17 protein-coding genes are annotated in these 15,546 nt (G+C 71.4%); 10 read left to right on the top strand and 7 right to left on the bottom strand.

The genetic code is table 11. The features are described 5' to 3' along the window. The first annotated feature begins 74 nt into the window (after window positions 1-74). The gene (locus OG912_RS13870; RefSeq protein WP_327709594.1) at window positions 75-425 is read left to right on the top strand and encodes a hypothetical protein; all 351 of its coding nucleotides are present in this window, start codon (window positions 75-77) and stop codon (window positions 423-425) included. Window positions 426-556: 131 nt separating this feature from the next. Here the strand turns inward: OG912_RS13870 and OG912_RS13875 are convergent, their stop codons facing one another. Then, complete coding sequence (locus tag OG912_RS13875) at window positions 557-1,135, bottom strand: dihydrofolate reductase family protein (RefSeq protein WP_327709595.1); 579 nt, start codon at window positions 1,133-1,135, stop codon at window positions 557-559. Between the two features lie 109 nt (window positions 1,136-1,244). Then, window positions 1,245-1,844: a TetR-like C-terminal domain-containing protein gene (locus OG912_RS13880; RefSeq protein ID WP_327709596.1), complete on the bottom strand. Its 600-nt coding sequence runs from the start codon at window positions 1,842-1,844 to the stop codon at window positions 1,245-1,247. 102 nt (window positions 1,845-1,946) lie between these two features. On the opposite strand from OG912_RS13880, the gene OG912_RS13885 reads away from it, so the two are divergent. Next, window positions 1,947-2,774, top strand: coding sequence for an SDR family oxidoreductase (locus OG912_RS13885; RefSeq protein WP_327709598.1), 828 nt, complete (start codon window positions 1,947-1,949; stop codon window positions 2,772-2,774). 100 nt (window positions 2,775-2,874) lie between these two features. Then, on the top strand, window positions 2,875-3,516 hold the full coding sequence (locus OG912_RS13890) for a GNAT family N-acetyltransferase (RefSeq protein ID WP_327709599.1): 642 nt from the start codon (window positions 2,875-2,877) through the stop codon (window positions 3,514-3,516). 130 nt (window positions 3,517-3,646) lie between these two features. Here OG912_RS13890 and OG912_RS13895 read toward each other — a convergent pair whose 3' ends face one another. Together OG912_RS13895 and OG912_RS13900 are read right to left on the bottom strand one after the other, a co-directional pair. After that, on the bottom strand, window positions 3,647-4,705 hold the full coding sequence (locus OG912_RS13895) for a hypothetical protein (protein WP_327713427.1): 1,059 nt from the start codon (window positions 4,703-4,705) through the stop codon (window positions 3,647-3,649). 106 nt (window positions 4,706-4,811) lie between these two features. Then, window positions 4,812-5,813: an endonuclease/exonuclease/phosphatase family protein gene (locus OG912_RS13900; protein WP_327709600.1), complete on the bottom strand. Its 1,002-nt coding sequence runs from the start codon at window positions 5,811-5,813 to the stop codon at window positions 4,812-4,814. A gap of 190 nt (window positions 5,814-6,003) precedes the next feature. Between OG912_RS13900 and OG912_RS13905 the strand changes: the two genes are divergently transcribed. Both OG912_RS13905 and OG912_RS13910 read left to right on the top strand, forming a co-directional pair. Then, window positions 6,004-6,204: a hypothetical protein gene (locus OG912_RS13905; RefSeq protein WP_327713656.1), complete on the top strand. Its 201-nt coding sequence runs from the start codon at window positions 6,004-6,006 to the stop codon at window positions 6,202-6,204. Between the two features lie 175 nt (window positions 6,205-6,379). Then, complete coding sequence (locus tag OG912_RS13910; RefSeq protein WP_327709601.1) at window positions 6,380-7,765, top strand: choice-of-anchor A family protein; 1,386 nt, start codon at window positions 6,380-6,382, stop codon at window positions 7,763-7,765. A gap of 51 nt (window positions 7,766-7,816) precedes the next feature. Here the strand turns inward: OG912_RS13910 and OG912_RS13915 are convergent, their stop codons facing one another. Beyond that, complete coding sequence (locus OG912_RS13915; RefSeq protein ID WP_327709602.1) at window positions 7,817-8,317, bottom strand: hypothetical protein; 501 nt, start codon at window positions 8,315-8,317, stop codon at window positions 7,817-7,819. Between the two features lie 188 nt (window positions 8,318-8,505). Here OG912_RS13915 and pip point away from each other — a divergent pair, with 188 nt between their 5' ends. From pip to OG912_RS13935, 4 genes are all read left to right on the top strand, one after another. Further along, window positions 8,506-9,483 (top strand): prolyl aminopeptidase, encoded by a 978-nt coding sequence (gene pip / locus OG912_RS13920; RefSeq protein WP_327709603.1) that lies wholly within the window; start codon window positions 8,506-8,508, stop codon window positions 9,481-9,483. Window positions 9,484-9,575: 92 nt separating this feature from the next. Further along, complete coding sequence (locus tag OG912_RS13925; RefSeq protein WP_443060969.1) at window positions 9,576-9,809, top strand: peptidoglycan-binding domain-containing protein; 234 nt, start codon at window positions 9,576-9,578, stop codon at window positions 9,807-9,809. Window positions 9,810-9,934: 125 nt separating this feature from the next. Then, window positions 9,935-11,617 (top strand): serine/threonine-protein kinase, encoded by a 1,683-nt coding sequence (locus OG912_RS13930; RefSeq protein ID WP_327709604.1) that lies wholly within the window; start codon window positions 9,935-9,937, stop codon window positions 11,615-11,617. A 65-nt stretch (window positions 11,618-11,682) separates the two neighbouring features. Further along, complete coding sequence (locus tag OG912_RS13935) at window positions 11,683-12,678, top strand: aldo/keto reductase (protein WP_327709606.1); 996 nt, start codon at window positions 11,683-11,685, stop codon at window positions 12,676-12,678. Between the two features lie 145 nt (window positions 12,679-12,823). On the opposite strand, the gene thpR is transcribed toward OG912_RS13935, so the two are convergent. Continuing rightward, a complete protein-coding gene (gene thpR / locus OG912_RS13940) occupies window positions 12,824-13,387 on the bottom strand; it encodes an RNA 2',3'-cyclic phosphodiesterase (RefSeq protein ID WP_327709607.1) in 564 nt (187 codons plus the stop codon). Window positions 13,388-13,487: 100 nt separating this feature from the next. Here thpR and OG912_RS13945 point away from each other — a divergent pair, with 100 nt between their 5' ends. Beyond that, window positions 13,488-14,072 carry a Uma2 family endonuclease gene (locus OG912_RS13945; protein ID WP_327709608.1) on the top strand — a complete coding sequence of 195 codons (585 nt, stop codon included), beginning with the start codon at window positions 13,488-13,490 and terminating at the stop codon, window positions 14,070-14,072. An 88-nt stretch (window positions 14,073-14,160) separates the two neighbouring features. Here OG912_RS13945 and OG912_RS13950 read toward each other — a convergent pair whose 3' ends face one another. Next, complete coding sequence (locus OG912_RS13950) at window positions 14,161-15,495, bottom strand: MFS transporter (RefSeq protein WP_327709609.1); 1,335 nt, start codon at window positions 15,493-15,495, stop codon at window positions 14,161-14,163. Window positions 15,496-15,546 lie beyond the last annotated feature (51 nt).

Here is a 15,546-nt window from a genome sequence, read left to right on the forward strand (position 1 = left end):
GGGTGCCTGGTACGAGGGTTGAACCCGGGGGCTGTGGGCAGGCGGTGAGGCAGAGCCGCGCCACAGGCAGGCACGTGGCCCGCGCCACCCTTCCGCGCTCCGCCCGGCCCGTTCCGGCGACGGGCACCGCCACCCGCCTCATGACCTGGAGTACGACCTTGGCGCACGACGAACGCGACCGGCCCGACGACCACCCTCAGGCGCCGTGGTGGTGGGGCATCGGCCCGGTCGGGGCCGCGCTCCTGATCGTCATCGGAATCGCCTGGGTGCTCTGGGAGTTCGTGAGGTCCGGCGCCGGACACGACCCGGTCATCGGCTACCAGGGAGGGAAGGTCGTCGCCATCGGGCTCGTACTCCTCGGCACAGCCGTCCTGGAACGCTTCCGTAGCCGTCGTTCACATACGCACGGGCCTGACGCCGACTGACGTCCGGAGGGCGCGGATCGAATCCCGTACGCCCGTTGTCAGACCCACGTCTGCCCCGACTCCCCGGACCATCCGCACATCGAGCTGATGCCGTGAGGCAGAGGGAGACGCCCGATGCCTACGCGGTCGGCTCAGGCATGCAGCGTGGGGCGGTAGGTGAGCTCCTGGATGTCACCGTCGAGCGTGCGCTGCTCGATCAGTTCGAGGTCGAAGTCGGCCGCTCCCTTGAAGATCGGGTCCGCCCCCGTCCGTCCCGTGATCACGGGGAAGAGCGTCACCTGGACGCGATCGACCAGGCCGGCCGCCATCAGCGCCCGGTTCATCGACAGGCTGCCGTGCGAGCGCAACGGAACGTCGGACTCCTTCTTGAGCCGGGCGACGACGTCGAGGGCGTCGCCGTGCGCGACGGTCGCGTCCGGCCAGTCGAGAGGGCCTTCCAGCGTGGTCGACACCACCGTGGCCGGCAGGCTCCTCATCCGGGTCACCCAAGGGTCGCGTACGTCGGAATCCTCGGTGCTCTCCGCCAGCATCTGCGCGAACAGCCGGTACGTGTTGGCGCCGAAGACCATCCGCTGCTCGTCCCGGTACAGGCCGAGGCGGTGGTCGAGGAGCTCCGGGCCCTGCTTGCCCCAGTAACCCGTCCAGTCGCCGCTGGCGCCGCCGAAGCCGTCGAGGCTGGAGAAGACGTCGAACGTGTAGGTGGTGGTCATGATGCTCTCCTCACGTGCGGTGGATCGCGTGCTGTAGGCCGCGCGCCGTAAACCGTTCCGTAAGTACAGACTGGCCACCTCGACCGGACTCATCGCCCGCCGCGCCGCCTCACCCCCGGATGCCGCGCAGAAGGTTGTCGATCAGGGCGTCGGCGAAGGCGGTGTCGAGCGGCTCGTCCGGCAGCAGCAGCCGGTGGTAGCAGGCGCCCCAGAGCTGGTCCACGACCACCTGGGGATCGACCTCGGCGCGGATCTGGCCCGCGCGCTGCGCGCGGGTGAGCCGGTCCACCGCCAGGCGGCGGCGCGGGTGGGTGTAGTGCTGTGCGAGGGCGTCGGCCAGGGCGGGGTCGGTCTGCGACGCACCGGCGAGCTGGGCGATCACATGGCCGGTGGCCGGGGCGGTGAGCAGACCGACGAAGGAGTGGAGCTGGGCCGTGAGGTCGCGCTCGACGTCACCCGTGTCCGCGAACGCGAGGGTGTCCTCGACGGCCGTGTAGTAGGCCTCGAAGGCCAGGGCCCCCGGTGAGGGCCACCACTTGTAGAGCGTCATCTTGCTCGCGCCGGCGCGGGCGGCCACCTTCTCGAAGGTGATCCCGGTCAGCCCCGTCTCGAACAGCATCGCGCCGGCCGTCTCCAGGACGGTCTCCCGCACTTCCGCGGCCGGGCGGCGGCCGCGGCCGCGCCTGCCGGACTCCTTCGGTTCGTCCACCTGTGCTCGACCTCCGGGCTTGCCGTATATGGACAATCAGTCTACATTTATTTTATGGACGAGTCGTCCATAAAAGTTGAATGTTGAGGGAGGCCGCACCCCATGAACCCCACCGCAGAATCCGCAGAATCCGCAGGAACCGCAGAATCCGCAGGAACCACAGAGCCCGCGGCAACCGCAGAAGCCTCATCCGCCGCCGCGTCCGCGCCCCGCGTCGCGGTCGTCGTCGGCGCCTCCGGCGGCATCGGCCGCGCCGTCGCCGAGCGCCTCGCGTCGGACGGGCTCGCCGTGGTGGTGCACTACGGCCGGGACAAGTCCCGCGCCGACGAGGTCGTCGCCGCCGTCGAGGCGGCCGGCGGGGTCGCGACCGCGGTCGGCGGCGATGTCGCCGACGAGGACGCGATGGCCGCACTCTTCGCGACGGCCGAGCAGCGGTACGGCGGCGTCGACGTGGTCGTGAACACGGCCGGAATCATGCTCCTGGCCCCGATCGCCGAGCTCGCTCTCTCCGACTTCGACCGCATGCACCGCATCAACGTCCGCGGCACCTTCGTCGTGTCCCAGCTCGCCGCCCGCACGCTCCGGCCCGGCGGCGCCCTCATCAACTTCTCGACGTCGGTGACCCGGCTGCAGCAGCCCACCTACGGGGCCTACGCCGCCACGAAGGGCGCCGTCGAGGCGATGACGCTGATCCTGGCCCGCGAGCTGAAGGGCCGCGACGTCACGGTGAACGCGGTCGCGCCCGGCCCGACCGCAACCCCCCTCTTCCTGGAGGGGAAGCCGGAGGAGGTCGTCGACGCGATCGCTTCCCGTACCCCGCTGGAGCGCCTCGGGACCCCCGCCGACATCGCCGAAGCCGTCGCGTTCCTCGCCGGTCCGGGCCGCTGGATCAACGGGCAGGTCCTGTACGCGAACGGCGGGATCGCCTGAATCCACGCGGCCGTGCGGCGGTGAGGGCGGGCGCCGTATCGTTTCCAGGTCGAAGGCGCCCCCGGCCCTCGTCTCCCCGTCCGCTCCCCGAGAGGCGCCCGTGAACGACCGTCCGCAATCAGCCGCAGAGTTCGAGATTCGCGCCGCCCGCACCGATGACGCGGCGGAGACCGACCGGCTCTACGACATCTGCCTGCGCACCGCGGCATCGGGCAAGGACGCGACGGGCTCCTTCGAGGACCCACGCCTCCCCGGCGACATCTTCACCGGCCCCTATCTCCGTTACGCCCCCGATCTCGCCTGGGTTCTCGCCCGCGCGGGCGAGCCCGCCTCCGGATACGTCCTCGGCGTCGCCGACACCGTCGCGTTCGAGGAGACCCTCGAACGGGAGTGGTGGCCCGCACTCCGCGCCCGGCACAGCGGCGCACCGAGCCGCGAAGGGTCGGCCGACGCCTTCGCCCGGAAGTGGATCGACCGTCCCCCTACCGCGTCGGCCGATGTGGTGGCCGCGTACCCCGCCCATCTGCACATCGACCTCCTGCCCGAGGCGCAGGGCGGCGGCAACGGGTCCCGTCTGATACACACCCTGCTCGGAGCCCTGCGCACCCGTGGCGTCCCCGGCGTCCACCTCGGCGTGGGCAAGGCGAACGCCGCTGCGGTCGGCTTCTACCGGCACCTCGGCTTCGAGGAACTCGTGGAGGAACCGGGCGCGTTCGTCCTGGGCATGAACCTTCAGGGATGAGCTCGATGAGCTCTGAGAGCGTGAACCTTCAGGGCGTGAACCCTCAGGGCGCGAGCCTTCAGGTCGCGGGCCGGGGCTGATCGCACCGCGCCGTTCACGCCCCGCTCCCCGCTCACGATCCGCGCCCCGATCACAGCCGGGTGGCGGTTCCGCATTTCCCCTGGCCCTCGTCCGGCACCAGCGTGTCCATCGACGGGTTCCGGTCGTACGGGTCGACGACGGCGCCGTCGTTCAAGCCGTCGTCGACGGCACGTTCGGCCGCGAACACGGGGATGAAGTAGCCGGTGTGGTTCGTGCAGCCGCCGTTGGCGGTGTCCGACCGGTAGGAGATCATGGTGAACGTCCCCGGCTCCGTCACGATCTTCGCCGGGTTGTCCCAACCCATCACGATCTCGCGGCGCACGATCGTGCGCGTGACCTCGTCACTGCCCTCGGCAGCGCGTACCACCGGGTACACGTACGTGACATCGGTCGTCACCTCGACCGCACCCCGCTTGCCCTCGCGGTACGTGATCCGGCCGCGGGTCTTCACCACGTCCCCGACGACCCGCAGCTTCGACGGCGCGAAGCGACTGAAGAGGAGCAGCGGATCGTGCTCGGCGCTCGGCTCGCGGAGCGCGGCGGTCATATACGCCTGCACGTCCTTCTGATGCGGATTGATCAGCGCGAGCGCCCGGTCGGGCCGTTCCCCGCGCAGCACGCCGTGATCGAGGCTGGACGCGACGAGAAAGTCCCGGGACTGTTCGAGCGCCCGGGCGACCTGTGCCTTGCTCATCCAGCCCGTGGCGCGCGCCTCGGGCAGGGCGAGCGCGGACCCTCCGTCTCCCCACCCGACTGCGGGCGAGCCTCTGAACGGCTCGTCGAGGGTGGGGAGTTCCTCGGCGGCGACGGACGCGGGGTCGCCGCCGGCCCATCCGAACCAGCCGGTCACCCGTCCGGGATCCAGCGAGACGACGAGCAGCGCGACGACCACGACGAATCCGACGACGTACCAGGCCTTGCCCTTCGACCGCGGAGGCGGCTGATGCGTACGCCATCCCACCGGCGGGCCGGGCTTCTCCGCCAGACGGCGTGCCACCGTCCGGGCCCGCGCCGACGGCTCCTCGGGCGCACCGGAGGTCTCCGCCTCCGCGTCCCGCAGGAAGCGCTCCCACTCCTCGTCCGGTATGGACGTCCCGCCCTTGCCCATGCTGCTCTCCCACCCCGGTTGCACGCCCGGCCCTCCCCAGGACCGGCCAAATATCGCGTGCATCATCACACAGGCCGGCAGGCCGACAACATGCGGGCCGGGGCGTTCAGCGCAGCGAGACGCGGGCGGTGACCGGCAGGTGGTCGCTGCCCGTGGCGGGCAGGGTGAGGATGCGGCCGACCGTCGCCGCGCGGGCCAGGACCTGGTCGATCCGGGCCAGGGGGAAGGACGCGGGGTAGCTGAACGCGAAGCCGCGCTCCGATGCGTTCAGCTGTGAGGTCAGGGGGGAGAGTCCGCGGTCGTCGACCGTGCTGTTGAGGTCGCCCAGCACGATCACCTTGCCGACCGTCTCGGCGGCGACTGCCCGGCCCAGCAGGTGGGCGCTCTCGTCCCGCCAGGCGGAGGCGAATCCGCTCGCGCCGACGCGGATCGAGGGCAAGTGGGCGACATAGGCGGCGACTTCACCGTACGGAGTGTGAACCACGGTGCGCAGTCCGCGGCTCCAGCCCTCCGCGATCCCCTTGGGCTTGATGTCCACCGCACGCGTGTCGGAGAGCGGGTGCTTCGACCAGATCCCGACCGTGCCCCGGACCTCGTGGAACCGGAAGTCCGGGGCGAGGGCCTTCTCGTACGCCGGAAGGGCGGCCGGGACCAGTTCCTCCAGCGCGATCAGGTCCGGCTCGGCATCGGCCAGGGTGCGGGCCGTGCCCGCCGGGTCCGTGTTCACGTCGCTCACGTTGTGCTGCACCACGACCAGGTCGCGCTCACCGGGCTCCGGCGCGGCGAGGAACAGCCCGCCGAACGCGTACGCCCACGCGGCGAGCGGCAGGAGCAGGGCGAGCAGTGCGGTGGCCGAGCGGCGCAGCAGGGCGGCGGCGAGCAGGGGGACGACCGCGAGGCCGAGCCACGGCAGGAACGCCTCCAGCAGACTGCCGAGGTGGCCGGGCCTGTTGGGCATCGCCCGGGGAAATGCGAGCAGGAGCGCCGTGACCAGGGCGAGCCCCGCGATCACCCGGCCCCGCGTCCAGCGCCCCGGGCGCTCCCACGCCCACCGGGAGACGCCGGCCTTCGCCGTCGTGGTCACTCCGTCGTCCGTCCGCTCCGCCATGATGTTCCGTGATTCCCGTCTGCTTGACCTTGCTGTCCAGGACGGATGGCGGGGGCATGCAGTTCCGGACGCGTCCGCGCGCCCCTCTCGACGCCCGCACGAGAGGGCCCCGAAAAGGGCGTCAACGTGCTGCATCCGCACCGGGTTCGGGCGTACGGCCGGACCTCGGGGGCTCCGCTCCCCTATGGCCATGCACGGGGGACCAGAACACAATTCCAGTTCGAGCGGCAGTGGCGCCAAGCCGCTGGAGTCGCGGGATCCGCGCCGGATCGGCTCGTTCCGGCTACGCGGAGTACTCGGCGCCGGAGGCATGGGCCGGGTCTGTCTCGGTGTCGTACCGGAGGAGTCGAAGCAGGCGGGGCAGATTACGGGGCACAACGCCGCTCCCTGACGACCGTGGCCTGCGATGCGCAGGACAGGTCCCGGCTCTGGTCGGACATCGCCCCGTCCTGAACCGGAACCTGGGGAGGGCGCAGCCGCCAATGGAAGGAGTGCGGCAGCCGTGCGAGTGACCCCGCGGCCTCGTCGCCTCGTACGGGCCGACCAGCACCCCTACGGTCCCCGGCATGAAACGCACCAGTCTTGCCGCCGCAACCGTCTGCGTCCTGTGTCTGACCCCCGCCGTCCCCGCCGCGGCCGACTACTCGGGCAATCCACTGGCGGGGGACAACGGCTTCGGCGTGATCGTCCAGAACGACGCCACGCTGGGCAGCACCGAGACCGAGGGCTCGGTGGCCATCGGCGGAAACCTCACCTACGGACCCGGGTACAACGTCGCGCTGCAGACCCCCGGCACCTTCACCGCACCCGGTGACGACCGGCCGACCGCCCTGCTCGTGGGCGGCAGGGCGGATCATGCCGGCAGCTCGCCGCTGGGCGTGCTGAAGGTACTCAGCAACGGCTACCTGAAGATCGGCGACCCGACCGGCACGGACGTCCTGAACCAGGACAGCAACAACGCCGACGTCGCCACGCAGGCGGTGGCATCCGGCACGGGCTACAACTCGACGCCCCGGATCGAGACGACGGTCCACCAGCCCCTCGACTCCGTCACCGACACCACCGGCCTGCCCGACCTCGACGCGCTCTTCACGACCTACCGGGACCGCTCGGACGCGATCGCCACCTGCGACACCAACGTCGTCCTGCGCGACGACGCCGGCAACCCGCTGCCCGAGCAGACCGGTTTCCCGGCCGGAACGACCGCTCACGTCAGCCTCACCGAAGGCGAGACGAACGTCCTCGACCTGACCGGCGAGGATCTCGACAACCTCGCCGAGATCACGTTCGACACGCCTCCGTCGGCGACGACACCGTTCGTGGTCAACGTCGACACGACGGGGACGGACAGTGCGTACGTCTGGCACGTCCCCAACCTCGCCGGGGTCTCGGGCGACCAGGCCCCGTACATGCTGTGGAACTTCCCCGACGCCACCGACATCACGCTGGCGGACGGCGACTCCCTGGAGGGCACGATCTTCGCGCCCAGGGCCGACCTCACCGACCTCGATCCCTCCAACATCGAGGGCACGGTCGTGGCGAGGGAGTTCACCGCGGGCCCTCTCGGGGACGACGGTTCGTCCGTCACCGCCGGTGAGATCCACCAGTTCCCCTTCGCCGCCGAGATCGACTGCACCGGGGACGAGTCCCCCTCCCCCACGCCGTCGCCCACCGGCATGACGCCGAGCCCCACCCCCACGGAACCGACGCCGACGCCGACCGATCTGTCCCCCACCCCCACCGAGCCGACCCCGACCCCGACCCGCACGCACTCCCGCCCCACACCGCCGCCGGGCCACCACGGCGACCACGGCGACCACGGCAACCACCACAACGGCGGCGGGCTCGCCGACACCGGCGCCTCCACCACGCTCATCGCGGCGAGCGGAAGCCTCCTCCTCGTCGCCGCCGGCCTCTTCCTCCTGGGGCGTCGCCGTCGGCCTCAGCACTGACATCCGCACCGGCAACACCGGTCAGCCGTCACGAAGCGGACAGGCCCGGGGTCAGCGCCCCGGGAAACGCTCCCCGCACTCGCCGCAGTACTTCGGCGCGGACTCCTGCGACATGCGGCCGCACTCGGGACAGACCCGGTCCAGGGCGCAGGGCGCCTCGCCTCCCTCGTACGACACCGCAGCGGCCGGCGCGCTCCTGATCGAGAGGCCCGGACGGCGGCGGTGCACCGTGAGGTAGGCGAGGCCGTCCGGGCCCGCGGCCAGCGAGCGGCGCGAGGTGCGCGGGAGCCACATGGCCGTGGTGGGACTCAGAGTGAGGGCCTCGCCGCCGTCGCCCGGGGTGAGGCGGCCGCCGCCTTCGAGGACCACGAGAAGCACGTCCAGGACGTCCTCCTGATGCTCCCCCACGTCGGCACCCGGCGGCAGACGGACCAGATTGGCGTCCAACTCCCTTCCCTGCCTGTCCAGTTGCCAGAGAGCTCCGCGGGCTTCGGGAGCTGCGGAGGCGAGCAGGTCGCCGAGTACGGCGAGTACCTCGGGAGTGGAGTTCACGATTCCCAGGCTACGCCGCAGAGCGGTACGCCTTCCGGCCCCCGCTCCGGCCCCCCGGAGACCCGACAGCCGGCCGGACGGCCGGACAGCCGGACAGCCGGACAGCCGGACAGCACGATCGCTGTAGTCTCCGCGCAACGCCGAGCGCAAGGGCCGGAGGCAGAGAGCTGAGAGCAGGGAGAACGGTCATGCAACGTCGCCCCGACGACAAGTACCCGCCGATCGAACCGTACGACCACGGCATGCTCGACATCGGCGACGGCAACCTCGTGTACTGGGAGGCGTGCGGCAACCCGGCCGGGAAGCCCGCCCTGGTCGTGCACGGCGGCCCCGGCTCCGGGTGCACACCGCGCCCCCGGCAGGACTTCGACCCGGACCACTACCGCGTGATCCTCTTCGACCAGCGCAACTGCGGCCGTTCCACCCCGCACGCGAGCGACCCGGCCACCGACCTGCGGCACAACACGACGGACCACCTGATCGCCGACATGGAGCGGCTGCGCGTCCACCTCGGCATCGACAAGTGGCTGCTGTACGGGTGGTCCTGGGGCTCCACACTGATCCTCGCGTACGCCGAACGGCACCCGGAGCGGGTCAGCGAGATCGTGATCCCGGCCGTCACCACGACCCGCCGCTCCGAGATCGACTGGCTGTACCGGGGCGCCGGGCACTTCTTCCCCGAAGCCTGGGACGTGTTCCGGGCCGGGGTGCCGGAGGCGGCGAGCGACGCGACCCCGGACGTGCTCGCCGCCTACGCCCGGCGGACGGAGAGCCCCGACCCGGAGGTACGGGCACGGGCCACGGCCGACTGGTGTGCCTGGGAGGACGCGGTGCTCTCCACGGAGGCGTACACCGGACCGCCCCCGTACAGCGGCCGCCCCGGCAGGGCGCAGCTGGCCCTGGTCCGGATCTGCGCGCACTACTTCTCCCGCGGCGGCTGGCTGGAGGAGGGGCAACTCATCCGGGACGCGGGGCGGTTGGCGGGCATTCCGGGCGTGCTGGTGCACGGGCGCCTGGACATGGGCGGTCCGCTGACCACCGCGTGGGAGCTGGCCAAGGCGTGGCCGGACGCGGAACTGACGGTGATCGAGGACGCGGGGCATCTGGGCGGGGCGGCGACGAGCCGGGCGGTGCGGGCGGCGCTGGACCGGTTCGCCGGGGCGTAGCGGCCGCGGGGGCCGGGAGGGGAGGCCGTATACACCCGCACCGCATCCGGGACTCGGAAGGGCTCGGCGTCACCACCAACCCGGTCGCCTTCATGGCTGCCCGGGGTGTGGACCTGGGCGGCGGCCGGCCCAGGATCGATCCCGGCGCGAGCGGAAGGACGGTCGTCGTCATTCCGTACCTGATGACGCGGCGCGGCTACGGCCTGGTCGCCGACGGGCAGTACGGCTCGGTCTCGTCCGATGCCGTCAAGCGCTTCCAGAAGGCCAAGGGCCTGGTGGCCGACGGCCAGGTGGGCCCGGTGACCTGGCAGGCACTGGTCGGCTGACGCGCGCCGGTGGGGGACCACCCTGCGGCCCCCCACCGTTCGGTACGGAGTTCCGCTGGGCCGCGTACCGTCTGTCGGGTCATCATGTACGGGGCAGACAACGCACGTTGAGCGGGGGGCGACCGATGCGTGGTGAGATTCTCGACGGACGGTACCGGCTGACGGAACCGGTGGGTTCCGGCGGAATGGGCCGGGTCTGGCTGGCCGAGGACGAACGCATCGGGCGGAAGGTCGCGGTCAAGGTCCTCTCCCGTATCGACGAGGACACCTCGGCGAGCCGCTTCGCCCGTGAGGCCCGGGTCGTCGGCGGGTTATCGAGCCCGCACATCGTCACCCTGCACGACTTCGGCGAGGCGCAGGTGGCGGGGGAACGCGTGCTCTACCTCGTCATGGAGCACCTCCAGGGGCGGGATCTCGGGTCGGTGATGGCGAGCCGCAAACCGGAACTCCCCTCGCCCGACGAGGTGATGGGCTGGGCCGTCGAGATCTGCGCGGGGCTGGAGACGGCGCACCGGGCGGGCATCGTGCACCGCGACATCAAGCCGGCCAACATCCTGCTCACCGCCTCCGGCACCATCAAGATCCTGGACTTCGGGATCGCCCGGATGCTGTCGACGGCCGCCGCGATGACCCGGACCGATCTGACCGCCGCCGGCTTCGTGATCGGCACCCCGCTGTACATGTCGCCGGAGCAGATCAAGGCGCCCGACGTCCTGGACAGCCGCAGCGATCTGTACTCCCTCGGCTGTCTGCTCCACACGCTGCTCACGGGCGAGCCGCCGTTCACCGGTGCCGGCACGGCCGTCCTGGCGCAGCACCTGGGCGACATCCCCGAACCGCCGAGCGCCCGGCGTACGGAGCTTGCGGGCTTCGGCGAACTCGACGCGATCGTCCTGCGGTTGCTGGCCAAGGAGCCGGGCGACCGTCCCGGGGGTGCGGCGGAGACCGCCGCGCTGTTGCGGGCCGCGCTGGCGGCCGGGCTGTCCCCCGCCGGGCCCGTCCCCACCGCCCTGGGCTCGGTCCCGCACTCCGCGACGCCGGTCCCGGTCGAGCCCGCCCCTCCGGTCCCCCGGCCCACGGTCCCGCCCACGATCCCCTTCCCGCAGCCGGCGCACGGGCCGACGCCCCAGCCCCAGCCCCAGCCCCAGCCGATGCCGGCGTACCCCTTCCCGCTGCCCAACAGCCCGCAGCCCGGCAGCGGGCCCCCTCGTCTGCGCATAGCCGGACGGGGGGCGCGCAGCGGGGAGGTCTCCACCCGGACCGTGGCCGCCACCTGGCTCGCCGGGATGGGTACGGCGCTGGTCACGGCTCTCCTGGTGGCGCTCTGCACACCGGCCGGTCCGGAAGGGGCGCTCGCCGGCGCCGGCCTCGGCTGCATGCTGGGCATGGCGGGAGCCCAGGGGTTCACCAACATGTTCGACCCGCAGGACAAGTCGCTCTTCAACCGGATCGTCTCCGCGCTCCTGCTCTCCCTCCCCCTCGGGGTGGGCGCTGCGGCCATCAACAGCGCGGCCACGGACGAGGTCTCGGGGCGCTTCATCGTGATCGCGTTCGCGGCCTGCCTCGCCGCGCTGACGGTGGGCGTGCTGATCGCGGACCAGCTCATCGCCCGGCTCCGCCTCTCGCCGCGCGCGGCGCTGATCCTGTCCATGAGCGGCTGGATCAACGGCTTCACCGCCTGGGCGGTACTCGCCTACCGCACCCCGCTCCAGTCGATCGGCGCGCTGCCGGTCGCCTTCGCTGTCTGGCTCCTCACCGCCGCACTGCTGGGGCAGATCCTGGCCCCCGCCCGCCGCCGGACGGGGTGAGCCGGCGTCCTGCCACGGAAATCCGCCCTTGCTTCGAGCGGACTCCAAGGCGTTGGCTTGTCCTCATGAAGTACACGCAGCTCGGACGCACCGGACTCAAGGTCAGCCGCCTCGTCCTGGGGACGATGAACTTCGGCCCCCAGACCAACGAGAGCGACAGCCACACACTCATGGACGCCGCCCTGGACGCGGGCGTCAATTTCTTCGACACCGCGAACGTCTACGGGTGGGGCGAGAACAAGGGCCGCACCGAGGAGATCCTCGGCACCTGGTTCGCGCAGGGCGGCGACCGCCGCGACAAGGTCGTGCTCGCCACCAAGGTCTACGGCAACATGGGCGCCGACGGCGAGGCGTGGCCCAACCACGACAAGCTGTCCGCCCTCAACATCCGCCGGGCCGTCGACGCCAGCCTGAAGCGGCTGCAGACGGACCACATCGACCTGTACCAGTTCCACCACGTCGACCGGTCCACCCCGATCGACGAGATCTGGCAGGCCATCGACGTACTGATCCAGCAGGGCAAGATCCTCTACGCGGGCTCGTCCAACTTCTCCGGCTACAAGATCGCCCAGGCCAACGAGCGGGCCCGGCAGCGGGGCAGCTACGGGCTGGTCAGCGAGCAGTGCATCTACAACCTGATGGAGCGCGGGGCCGAGATGGAGGTCATCCCGGCCGCCCAGGAGTACGGCCTCGGCGTCATCCCCTGGTCCCCGCTGCACGGCGGGCTGCTCGGCGGCGCGATCCGCAAGGAGCGCGAGGGCAGCGGCGCCCGGTCCGTCACGGGCCGCTCCGCGGAGGCGCTGGCCGACCCGAAGGTGCGGGAGCGGGTCCAGGCGTACGAGGACCTGCTGGACAAGCACGGCCTTGAGCCCGGCGAGGTGGGCCTGGCCTGGCTGCTGACCCGGCCCGGCGTCACCGGCCCGATCTCGGGTCCGCGGACGCGGGAACAGCTCGACTCCGCGCTGCGCGCGGTGGAGCTGGAGCTCTCGGACGAGGTGCTGGGCGCGCTGGACGAGATCTTCCCCGGTCCGGGCCCGTCGCCGGAGAACTTCGCCTGGTAGGCCGGTCCGGGTGCGGCCGTCCTCGGCGCGGGCTCAGCTCCCGAGGGCGGCCGCCGCTGCCACGACGACGAACATCAGCACGAGCACGGCCGCCATAACGCGGTTTCTTGTCTTCGGGTCCACCCGACGAGCGTAACCGTCCCGGTCACCGTCCCAGCGGCCAGGCCCGCACCACTTCGTACCTGGGCTGCTCCCCGGGCACCCCGTCCACCGGCAGATTGCTGCGTACGAGGCTGAGCTCACCGGCCTCCCAGTGCAGCCCCTCGAAGCCCTCCAGCGCCGTGGTGAACGGGGTCAGGTCCGCCGGGACACGGCTGCGGGCGAGGGTCAGGTGCGGGGTGTAGCGGCGGTGCTCCTCCATCGCGATCCCGGCCCGCCGGGCGGCGGCATGGGTGCGCTCGGAGAGCAGCCGCAGGGTGTCGAGCGCGCCCGCGGCCCCCGCCCACAGCGCCCGCCCGTCGAAACGGCCGCTGCCATGGACGCGCATCCCGAAATCCTCGGTCCGGTGCGCGGCCCGCTCCATCCGGCTGTACAGGTCCGGCAGCAGGTCCTCGTCGACCTCCCCGAGGAAGGCCAGCGTGTAGTGCCAGCCCGGGGTCCCGGTCCAGCGCAGGGTGTCGGCGCCGGGCAGGGAGCGCAGCGGGACCACGGCACGGCGCAGCTCCTCGACCGCGGGGGCCGGTGGCAGGACGGCGGCGAAGAGTCTCATGCGGCGAGTCTGGCAGCCCCCGGCGCGTCCTGGTCTCCGTGCGTATCGTTGTACTACGCGGCTGCCCGCGCCCGTGCGGCAGCGGGGAGGAGCGGGCACGATGACCGTCGTGGACACCGACAGGATCGAGATGCCCGACACCAGCGACGAGCGCACTCTGGACATGATGTTCGAGTGGCTTGAGCCCACCCCCGAGGGATTCAAGGTAGAGATCGTCGAGGGGAACATCTACACGTCGCCGCAGCGGCGCACGCACTGGCAGATCATTCTCGACCTCGTCGAGCAGTTGCGTGCCCGGTATCCCCGGGAACAGCTGATGTCCGACGTACGCATCGACTTTCCCGGGCGTCTCAACGGCTTCGCCTCCGACGTCGTCGCTCTGGCAGAGGGCGCCGAGCTGGACGCCAACGGCCACTGCCGCTACCAGGACATCGAGTTCGTGGCCGAGGTGATCTCCAAACAGACCGCGGCCAACGACTACGGCTCGAAGCTGGCCACGTACGCCACCGCAGGCGTCCCGGTGTACGTCATCGTCGACCCGTACACCGGCAAGTGGCACCTCCACACGCTGCCGAAGGACGACGAGTTCCGAGGCCTGCTGAGCTTCGACTTCGGCACACCGATCGACCTCACCGCGACCGTCGTCGGCCTGACGCTGGAGACCGGCGGCTTCCCCCGCGACTGACGCCCCGCCCCACAACGCCCCACGACGCGATACGGCCCCGTACCGGAGAAACCCGGTCGGGGCCGTATCGCATCCGTGTCTGCGGCTCTCAGGCCGCCGTCGCCAGCTGCTCGCGCGGGACGAACCGCACGTGCGGGCGGCCCGGTCGCAGGTCGACCTTGAGGCGCAGGCCGCCGACGCGGGCCAGCATGAAGCCGACTGCGAGTGCGGCCACCAGGGAGAAGGCGCCGCCGACCGCCATGCCGGTCCGGACGCCGTACGCGTCGCTGATCCAGCCGACGATCGGGGCGCCCACCGGCGTACCTCCGGCGAAGACCATCATGTAGAGGCTCATCACCCGGCCGCGCATGGCCGGGTCGGCCGCCATCTGGACGCTGGTGTTCGCGCTGATGTTGGTCGTCAGTCCGATCATGCCGATCGGGACCAGCAGGATCGCGAAGAGCCAGACGGACGGGGCCATGGAGGCGATGATCTCCAGCAGGCCGAACGCCGTACCGGCGGCCACCAGCATCCGCAGCCGCGAGGAGCGGCGGCGGGCGGCGAGGAGTGCTCCGACGAGGGAGCCGGCCGCCATGAGGATGTTGAAGAACGAGTACATCCCGGCGCCGCCGTGGAAGATCTCGTCCGCGAAGGCCGTCAGCCAGATCGGGAAGTTGAAGCCGAACGTGCCGACGAAGCCGACGAGGACGATCGGCCAGATCAGCTCGGGGCGTCCGGAGACGTAACGCAGCCCCTCGCGGAGCTGTCCCTTGGCGCGTGGGATGACGACGGCCTTGTGCAGTTCGCTCGTACGCATCATCAGCAGGCCGACGAGGGGGGCGACGAACGACAGGCCGTTGAACATGAAGGCCCAGCCGCTGCCGACCGTGGTGATCAGCACACCCGCGACGGCGGGACCGATGAGCCGGGCGGACTGGAAGTTCGCCGAGTTCAGGCTGACCGCGTTCCGCAGCTGGGCGGGGCCGACCATCTCGGAGACGAACGCCTGGCGGGCCGGGTTGTCCACGACCGTGACCATGCCGAGCAGGAAGGCGATCAGGTAGACGTGCCACACCTGGACCACACCGGAGAGCGTGAGCACGGCGAGCGCGATCCCGCACAGGCCGAGTGCCGCCTGGCTGAAGAGGAGGAGCTTGCGCTTCGGGAGCCGGTCGGCGATGACGCCGCCGTACAGACCGAAGAGCAGCATCGGGAGGAACTGGAGTGCCGTGGTGATACCGACGGCGGTGGCGGACCCGGTGAGGCTCAGGACGAGCCAGTCCTGCGTGATGCGGGACATCCAGGTACCGGTGTTGGAGATCACGGCGCCGGTTGCGAACAGGCGGTAGTTGCGGATCTTCAGCGACGAGAAGGTCCCGCCGGGCTTGCTCTCGTGGGTGGAAGTCGGTGCGGGGGCGGAGTCTGCTCCGGATCCCGTACTCAAAAGGGTTCGCCTCCTCGGGCGTGGACATTGCGCTGACTGACGGGGATGCGG

This window comes from Streptomyces sp. NBC_00464, assembly GCF_036013915.1.
In the GTDB taxonomy this organism is placed as follows: Bacteria; Actinomycetota; Actinomycetes; order Streptomycetales; family Streptomycetaceae; genus Streptomyces.